The organism is Pseudomonas simiae, assembly GCF_900111895.1.
Taxonomy (GTDB): Bacteria; Pseudomonadota; Gammaproteobacteria; order Pseudomonadales; family Pseudomonadaceae; genus Aquipseudomonas; species Aquipseudomonas simiae.
Genome location: NZ_FOKB01000014.1, coordinates 95,153 through 104,801, shown reverse-complemented (window position 1 = coordinate 104,801; position 9,649 = coordinate 95,153). Strand labels below are relative to the sequence as shown.

Sequence of the window (9,649 nt, the reverse complement as noted above, 5' to 3'; positions counted from 1 at the left end):
TAACCAATACTAATTGCCCGTGAGGCTTGACCATATAACACCCAAGCAATTTGACTACTCTAACGAGCATCAGATTGCGGTGTGTGAAGATGATACGAACCGAAAGTTCGATATCTCACAAAACACCGATCTGTCACATACCCAATTTGCTGAAGCGAGGCCATCAGGTCACGACTCAGTACCCGAATTTCTTGACGACCATAGAGCATTGGAACCACCTGATCCCATCCCGAACTCAGCAGTGAAACGATGCATCGCCGATGGTAGTGTGGGGTTTCCCCATGTGAGAGTAGGTCATCGTCAAGATTAAATTCCGAAACCCCATCTGCGAAAGCAGATGGGGTTTTGTTTTGGGCGGTCGGAAAGACAGCTCACATCGCAATTCCGCCAACAACTGCCCACAGTGCTAAAGTCGCACCCTCGATTTTCGCTTTTCCCAAGGAAGCCGTTATGCCGGATGCGACGTCCCTCAGCGCTGGATTCATGGTGGTTCACGGCAATCGCCTGGACGAACTGCGCAGCCTGGTGGTCAGCTGGATGCGCCGCTACCCCCTGGCTCCCCTGGAAAACGAAATCGCCCTGGTCCAAAGCAACGGTATCGCCCAGTGGCTCAAGCTGGCCCTGGCGGAAGATCCGGAAGACGACGACATGGGGGGGTGCGGCATCGCCGCCGCCATCGATGTTCAACTACCCGGCAGCTTTATGTGGCAGCTCTACCGTATGGTCTTGGGAAAAGATGAAATTCCGCCCAAATCCCTGCTCGATAAAGCCCCGCTGACGTGGCGCCTCATGCGCCTGCTTCCGGAGCTTATCGATCAACCGCACTTCGAACCACTCCAGCGCTTTCTCACCCACGACACCGATTTACGCAAACGCTACCAACTCGCCGAGCGTCTGGCTGACCTGTTCGACCAATATCAGGTCTACCGTGCCGATTGGCTCGAAGACTGGGCTGCCGGCCGCCACCAGCTGCGCAACGGTCGAGGCGAATCCAAGCCACTCAACCCTGCCAACTGCTGGCAAGCCGAACTATGGCGAGCACTGCTGCTGGATGTTGGTGAAGAAGGCATGGCCGAAAGCCGCGCCGGCGTTCATCAGCGCTTTATCGAGCGCATCAATACACTGGAAAAAGCGCCCGAGGGCCTGCCATCCCGAGTCATCGTTTTCGGCATTTCCTCGTTGCCCGCCCAGGCACTGGAAGCCCTCGCCGGCCTCGCGCGATTCAGCCAAGTTCTGCTCTGCGTGCACAACCCTTGCCGCCACCATTGGTCCGACATCGTCGCCGACAAAGACCTCCTGCGTAACGAATACAAACGCCAGGCGCGCAAAGCCGGCATGCCGGTCACCATCGACCCACAAACCCTGCACCAGCACGCCCACCCGCTACTGGCCGCCTGGGGCAAACAAGGCCGTGACTACATCAGCCTGCTGGACAGCTACGACGACCCCAATAGCTACCGCGCTGCATTCCGCGATGGCCGCATCGACCTGTTCAGCGACAGCGAGCCCACCACACTGCTCAATCAACTCCAGGACGACATCCTGGAATTGCGTCCACTCAATGAAACACGCGAGCTATGGCCTGCTGTCGACCTGCAACGTGATACCTCGATTCGCTTCCACATCGCCCACAGCGCGCAGCGCGAAGTGGAAATTCTCCACGACCAACTGCTCCAACGCTTCAGTGCCGACCCCTCGCTGCGCCCGCGGGATGTCATCGTCATGGTCCCGGATGTCGACAGCTATGCGCCGCACATCCGCGCCGTGTTCGGCCAACTCGAACGCAATGACCCACGCTTCATCCCGTTCACCCTGACCGACCAAGGCCAACGCGGCCGTGACCCGCTGCTCATCGCCGTCGAACACCTGCTGAAACTGCCCGACAGCCGCTTCCCGGTCAGCGAGATCCTCGATCTGCTCGACGTGCCGGCCCTGCGCGAACGCTTCGCCATCAAGGAGCGCGACCTGCCCACGCTGCATCGCTGGATCGAAGGCGCCGGCATCCGCTGGGGGCTCAACGCCGAACAACGTGCCGGTCTGGGCCTGCCAAAAGAACTGGAACAAAACAGCTGGCGTTTCGGCCTGCGCCGCATGTTGCTCGGTTACGCCGTCGGCACCGGCGCCGCGTGTGATGGTATCGAGCCCTACGACGAAATCGGTGGCCTTGATGCGGCGCTCATCGGCCCTTTGGTCGCTTTGCTCGACGCACTCAGCGATGCGCATCAAGCGTTATCACTGCCGGCTTCACCGACGCAATGGGGCGAGCGCTTGCAACGCCTGATACAACTGTTCTTCCTACCCAGCAGCGAGCACGATGACTACCTGCTGGGCCAACTCGAACAACTCAGGGAAACCTGGCTGGAGACCTGCGAATCCGTCGGCCTGCAAGACGAATTACCTCTCACAGTGGTCCGCGAGGCCTGGCTTGCGGGGCTGGACCAAGGTCGCCTGTCCCAACGCTTCCTCGCCGGGGCTGTCAATTTCTGCACTCTGATGCCCATGCGTGCGATCCCGTTCAAGCTCGTTTGCCTGCTCGGCATGAACGACGGTGATTACCCGCGCGCGCAACCACCGCTGGACTTCGACCTGATGGGCAGCGACTACCGCCCAGGCGACCGTTCACGCCGTGAAGACGACCGCTACCTGCTGCTCGAAGCCCTGCTTTCAGCACGTGACCAGCTCTACGTCAGTTGGGTCGGCCGCAGCATCCGCGACAACAGTGACCGCCCAGCGTCGGTACTCATCGGCCAACTGCGTGACCATCTCGCCAGTGGCTGGCACCTGGCAAACAGTGACATACCGCTGATCGAAGCCATGACCCAAGAGCATCCGCTGCAACCGTTCAGCGCCCGCTACTTCCATGAAGGCGATGCGCTGTTCAGCTACGCGCGCGAATGGCAGTTGCTTCATGAAGCCTCCGATGCCCTCCCGACAGAACACGACCTGGCTCCCCACCAACAGGAAGAACCCCTGAGTCTCGGCCAGCTCCAAGACTTCCTGCGCAACCCGGTCAAACACTTCTTCAGCCAGCGCCTGAAAGTATTCTTCGAAGCCGCCGAAGTGCCGCTGGCCGACGAAGAGCCTTTTGTTCTCGACGCACTGCAACGCTACAGCCTGAGTGACAGCCTGCTGAACGCCGCGCTCACCCGACCCGATCAGCTCGACCAGACCCTGAACGCCCAGGCCCTGCGCCTGCAAGGCAGTGGCCTGTTGCCGATGGTTGGTTTCGGCGAATGCCTGCGCAACGAACTGATCGAGCCTTTACCCGATCTGTTGCGACGCTATCAGCAATTGCTCGCCCTCTGGCCTACCCCGCACACCGGTGCCGAACCGGTCAGTTTTGAGCATCACGGCGTGCAGTTGGAAGGCTGGATCAGCGGTCTGCATCGACGCAGTGATGGCGGGTTGCTAAGCGTTACCACCATTCCCAACAGCATCGGCTCGATCAAGACCCGCAAGTGGCATCGCCTGATTCGCCCTTGGGTCAATCACCTGGTTGCCTGTGCGTGCGGTCTGCCGCTGAGCACCGGCTTGGTGGCTAGCGATGACACCCTGCTGCTGCCGCCTCTGGATAAAGCCAATGCCCAGGAAGTCCTCGGCCACTTGCTGCTCGCCTGGCATGCCGGAATGAGCAAACCGTTGCCCGTGGCCGTCAAAACCGCTTTCGCGTGGCTCAGCCAGACCGACCCCGTCAAGGCCGAAGCAGCCGCAGTTAAAACCTACGAAGGTGATGGGCTCAACAACGAAGGCGAACGCCGCGAAACGCCGGCGCTCACCCGGCAATTCCCCGATTACGCCACACTCATCGCCAGTGAAGAATTCGAAGGTTGGTGCGAAACCCTGTATCGCCCGCTGCTCAACGCCCCGTGGCGATCACTCACCGGCGAGGAGGCCAGCGCATGACCAGCAAACCCTTGGCCCTGGCCTTTCCGCTCAAAGGCAGCCAGCTGATTGAAGCCAGCGCCGGTACCGGAAAGACCTTCACCATCTCCGCCCTCTACCTGCGCCTGGTCCTCGGCCACGGTGGCGATGAATCAAGCTTTGGCCGCGAACTGCTGCCGCCGCAGATCCTGGTGGTGACCTTCACCGATGCCGCCACCAAAGAACTGCGCGAACGCATCCGCATCCGCCTGGCCGAAGCCGCTCGTTTTTTTCGCGAAGAGATTGAACAGCCAGACGCCCTGATCGCCGATCTGCGCGCGGATTACCTACCCGAACAATGGCCTGCCTGCGCCAACCGCCTGGACATCGCCGCCCAGTGGATGGACGAAGCCGCCGTCTCGACCATCCACAGTTGGTGTCAGCGCATGCTGCGCGAACATGCGTTCGACAGCGGCAGCCTGTTCACCCAGACCCTGGAAACCGACCACAGCGACTTGCTCGGCGAAGTGTTGCGCGATTACTGGCGGCTGTTCTGCTACCCGATGCATGACGACGCACTCAACTGGGTGCGCAGTCACTGGGGTGGACCTGCTGCGTTGATGCCACGGGTACGCGCGTTGTTCGGCAGCGAGCGGCCGACGGATGAAACCCGCGAGCCCGCAGAACTGATCACGGCTTGCCTGCAAGAGCGCCGCGAAGCGCTGACAACCCTCAAGGCGCCTTGGCAACAATGGGCCACTGAGCTGCGCGACATCTGCCTGCAAGCCGTGGCCGCCAAAGCCGTCGACGGGCGCAAGATGCAGGCGCGCTACTTCGAACCCTGGTTCGAAAAAATCAGTGCCTGGGCTGCTGACGAAACCCTCGAACAACTCGACATCGGCACCGGCTTCACGCGCCTGACGCCTGACGGCATGGCCGAAGCCTGGAAAGGCGAGCCACCGCAGCATCCTGGCATCGACGCCATGGCCGGTCTCAAGGCGGCTCTCGATGCGCTGCCGACCCCCGACGCCGCCGTGTTGCAACACGCCGCCGGCTGGGTGGGCAAACGCTTTGAAGAAGAAAAACGCCGTCGCGCCGAAATGGGGTTCGACGACATGCTCATCCGCCTCAACGCCGCGCTGCAAGCCGACGGCGGCGAACGCCTGGCCAGTGTGGTCCGCGAGCAATTCCCGGTGGCCCTGATCGACGAGTTCCAGGACACCGACCCGGTGCAATACAGCATCTTCGACAGTATCTACCGCATTGAAGAAAACCACCTCGACAGTGGCCTGTTCCTGATCGGCGACCCCAAGCAAGCGATCTACGCCTTCCGTGGCGCCGATATCTACACCTACCTGCGCGCCCGTCAGTCCACCACCGGCCGCCACCACACGTTGGGCACCAACTTCCGCTCCAGCCACGCGATGGTCGAGGCAGTGAACCATGTGTTTCAGCGTGCGGAAACGGGCCGTGGTGCATTCCTGTTCCGCGAGCCCGATGGTGTAAACCCGGTGCCGTTCCACTCGGTACTGTCCCAGGGGCGCAAGGAACAGTTGCAGGTCGGTGGGCAAACGCTGCCCGCGATGAACCTCTGGCACTTACCCACCGACCAGCCGGTTTCCAACGTGATTTATCGTCAGCAGCTGGCGGCCGCCTGTGCCACGCACATTGTTGAGTTGCTCAACGGCGGGCAGCAAGGCAGCGCAGGTTTCCTACAACCGGACGGCAGCTTCAAAGGTGTACGCCCGTCAGACATCGCGATCCTTGTGCGCGACGGCAAGGAAGCCCAAGCCGTACGCGGCGAATTGGCCGCCCGTGGAGTGCGCAGCGTCTACCTGTCCGACAAGGACTCCGTCTTCGCCGCACAGGAGGCCCACGACCTGCTGGCTTGGCTCAAGGCTTGCGCCGAGCCGGATGTCGAACGCCCGCTGCGCGCCGCTCTGGCCTGCGTCACGCTCAACCTGTCACTGGCAGAACTGGAGCGCCTGAACCAGGACGAGCTGGCGTGGGAAAGCCGCGTCATGCAGTTCCGTGGCTACCGCACGATCTGGCGCACCCAAGGCGTGCTGCCGATGCTGCGTCGCCTGCTGCACGACTTCAAGCTGCCGCAAACCCTGATCGCACGCAGTGACGGTGAGCGTGTGCTGACCAACCTGCTGCACCTCAGTGAACTGCTGCAACAGGCAGCTTCTGAACTTGATGGCGAGCAGGCACTGATCCGCCATTTGGCCGAGCACCTGGCACTTTCCGGCCAGGCGGGCGAAGAACAAATCCTGCGCCTGGAAAGTGATGAACAACTGGTCAAGGTCGTGACCATCCACAAATCCAAGGGCCTGGAATACGACCTGGTTTTCCTGCCCTTCATCTGCTCAGCCAAACCCGTGGACGGTAGCCGATTGCCCCTTCATTACCATGATGAAAACGGCAAATCCCACGTCAGCCTGCGCCCTACGCCTGAGCTGATCGCCCAGGCGGACAACGAACGGCTGGCCGAAGACCTGCGCCTGTTCTACGTAGCCCTGACCCGCGCCAAGCATGCGTGCTGGCTGGGTATCGCCGACCTCAAGCGCGGCAACAGCAACAACTCCGTACTGCACCTGTCGGCGCTGGGCTATTTGCTTGGCGCAGGAGCATCACTGGGTGAGTCCGCCGGCTTGGCGCGCTGGCTCTTGGACCTTCAAGAAGGGTGCACGGCAATCCACTATGGCCAGGTGCCCGAAGCGCAAGACAACCTCTTCCACCCACCCCGCAACGAAGCCACGCTGCGAGCGCCCCTCCTGCCCAAACGCAAGGCTGCAGAAAACTGGTGGATTGCTTCCTACAGCGCCTTGCGCATCGGCGACAGCATGAGCGCCGCCACCCTCGAAGCACCGGAAAGCCCGCAGGCCCAAAAGCTGTTTGATGACGAACGCCTCGATCCCGACGCACCGCGCGAAGTGGCGGCATCCGGCGGCGACATTCACCGTTTCCCACGCGGCCCTAACCCAGGGACCTTCCTGCACGGCCTGCTGGAATGGGCAGGGGAGGACGGATTCAACGTCACGCCCGAGGCGATCGAAAAGGCCGTGGGCGCCCGCTGCAACCGGCGCAACTGGGAAGGCTGGATCATTACCCTCAGCAGCTGGCTCGGCCACCTGCTGCAAACGCCATTGCCTGTGAATAACAGCCACGTCTCCCTCAGTGGTTTGCAGCAGTACCAGATCGAGATGGAATTCTGGTTCGCCAGCCACAAGGTCGACGTACTCGCCCTCGACAAGCTGGTCTGCCAATACACCCACAACGGTGTATCCCGCGTCGCCGCAGAGCCGGTGCTGCTCAACGGTATGTTCAAGGGCTTCATCGATTTGACCTTCGAACATGACGGCCGCTATTACGTGGCCGACTACAAATCCAACTGGCTGGGCCCCGACGATTCGGCCTACACCTTTGATGCCATGGAACAGTCGATCCTTGATCATCGGTACGACCTGCAATACGTGCTTTACCTGTTGGCCCTGCACCGCCAACTCAAGGCGCGCCTGCCGGACTACGACTACGACCGCCATGTCGGCGGTGCGTTGTACATTTTCCTGCGGGGTACGCAGTCCGCGAGTCAGGGTGCGTATTTCACCCGACCGCCGCGGGAATTGATTGAAGGCCTGGACCTGCTGTTCCAGGGCAAGCCCATCCCGCCCAAGGTTGAGCCCGCCTGGGAACAAGGAGTGTTGTTATGAGCCTGTTGCCGTTACCGCTGGAGGAACTGACGCCCCTCAGCCGCGCCGCCGACCTGGTGCAATTACTGGAACGTTGGGTCGACCGTGGCTGGTTGCGTGCCTTGGACAAAGCCTTTGTCGGTTTCCTGCACGAGCTTGATCCACAGGCGGACCCGCTGATGCTACTGGCCGCCGCGCTGACCAGCCATCAATTGGGCCACGGCCATGTCTGCCTTGACCTGTTCGAAACCCTCAAGGCGCCGGATTTCGCCCTGTCGTTGCCGCCTGAAGGCGACCTGCAAACCGGCGCCATGCTGCTGCCGTCGCAGTTGCTCGACGGCCTGGACGGCGCCCACTGGTGCCACGCGCTGGCCGCCAGTCACTTGGTGGCGTTGGCAGTCGATGGCCGCGAATCCGCCCAAAGTCGCCCTTTGGTACTCTCCGGCAAGCGCCTGTACCTGCGCCGCTACTGGACCTACGAACGGCGCATCGACACCGCCCTGCGCCTGCGTCTCGCTACTCAGGAGAGTGTCGCCGCTGATTTGCCGCAGCGCCTCAACAGCCTGTTCGACCAACCACCGCCCGACGGCGTGATCGACTGGCAAAAACTCGCCTGCGCGTTGGCCACTCGCGGCGCATTCAGCATCGTCACCGGCGGCCCCGGCACTGGCAAGACCACCACCGTGGTGCGCTTGCTCGCGCTGTTGCAGGCGCCGGCTGTGGAAGTCGGCAGCCCACTGCGCATTCGCCTGGCCGCGCCCACCGGTAAGGCCGCCGCACGCCTCACCGAGTCCATCAGCCAACAAGTGCTGTCGCTGAAAGTACCTGACAGCGTGAAGGAAAAAATCCCAACCCAGGTCACCACCGTCCACCGCCTGCTGGGCAGTCGTCCGGGCACGCGGCATTTTCGTCATCACATCGGCAACCCATTGCCGCTGGATGTGCTGGTGGTGGACGAAGCCTCAATGATCGACCTGGAAATGATGGCCAACCTGCTCGACGCCTTGCCGCCCCATGCACGCCTGGTGCTGTTGGGCGACAAGGACCAACTGGCGTCGGTAGAAGCGGGCGCCGTGCTCGGTGATTTGTGCCGCGACGCCGAAGCCGGTTTCTACAGCGCCGAGACGCGCCAATGGCTGCAGGCCGTCAGCGGTGAAGACCTCAGCGCCAGCGGCCTGCAGGAAGACCTCGACGGCAGCCATCCCCTGGCCCAGCAAGTGGTGATGCTGCGTTACTCGCGACGTTTCGGCGAAGGCAGTGGCATCGGCCAACTGGCGCGCTGGGTCAACCAGCAAAACCCTGAAGAAGCCCGCAAACTGTTTGCTGCGCGCAGTCACGATGATCTGTTTTGCGTCAGTCTCAAGGGCGAACACGATCACGCCCTGGAACGCCTGGTGCTGGACGGGCAGGGCGAGGGTGCCGAGGGCTATCGCTATTACCTCAACCTGTTGCAAAGCGCGCGTCCGTCGCCGGAAACACCGCGCGAAAGCGACGCCTGGACCCACTGGGCGCAACAACTGCTGCAAGCTTTCGACGCGTTCCAACTGCTCTGCGCGGTACGCAAAGGCCCCTGGGGCGTGGAAGGCCTGAACCTGCGCATCACCGCCGCCCTGCGCAAGGTACGGCTGATCGACGGCGACGAACAATGGTACGAGGGGCGCCCGGTGCTGATGACCCGTAACGATTACGGCCTGGGCTTGATGAACGGTGACATCGGCATCGCCCTCAAATTGCCCGAAAGCGACGGCGGTCCCCAGGTGCTGCGCGTGGCTTTCCCGCGTAACGACGGCCAGGGCGGCGTGCGTTTTGTGTTGCCCAGCCGTCTGAACGATGTGGAAACCGTGTACGCCATGACCGTGCATAAGTCCCAGGGCTCGGAATTCACGCATACCGCGCTGATCCTGCCGGATGCGTTGAGCCCGGTGCTCACTAAAGAGCTGATCTATACCGGCATCACTCGGGCCAAGCGTTGGTTCAGCCTGATCGAGCCCCGAGGCGGCGTGTTTGAAGAAGCCGTCAGGCGTAAGGTCAAGCGTTTGAGTGGGTTGATGCTGGAGTTGGGTCACGAATCAGAAAAAACTGACTGACAGCTCATG

The 9,649-nt window shown here is 61.8% G+C and carries 3 protein-coding genes and 1 rRNA gene; all 4 read left to right on the top strand.

Annotated elements, in window-relative coordinates:
• Positions 1-190 precede the first annotated feature (190 nt).
• Positions 191-306, top strand: a 5S ribosomal RNA gene (gene rrf / locus BMZ57_RS27915).
• Between the two features lie 144 nt (positions 307-450).
• Positions 451-3,903: an exodeoxyribonuclease V subunit gamma gene (gene recC, locus BMZ57_RS27910; protein WP_069673197.1), complete on the top strand. Its 3,453-nt coding sequence runs from the start codon at positions 451-453 to the stop codon at positions 3,901-3,903.
• Positions 3,900-7,574, top strand: a complete 3,675-nt coding sequence (gene recB, locus BMZ57_RS27905; RefSeq protein WP_045791630.1) for an exodeoxyribonuclease V subunit beta — start codon at positions 3,900-3,902, stop codon at positions 7,572-7,574. The genes recC and recB overlap by 4 nt, the downstream gene beginning before the upstream one ends.
• Positions 7,571-9,640, top strand: coding sequence for an exodeoxyribonuclease V subunit alpha (gene recD / locus BMZ57_RS27900; RefSeq protein WP_069673198.1), 2,070 nt, complete (start codon positions 7,571-7,573; stop codon positions 9,638-9,640). Before recB ends, recD begins: the two co-directional genes overlap by 4 nt.
• Positions 9,641-9,649: the final 9 nt, after the last annotated feature.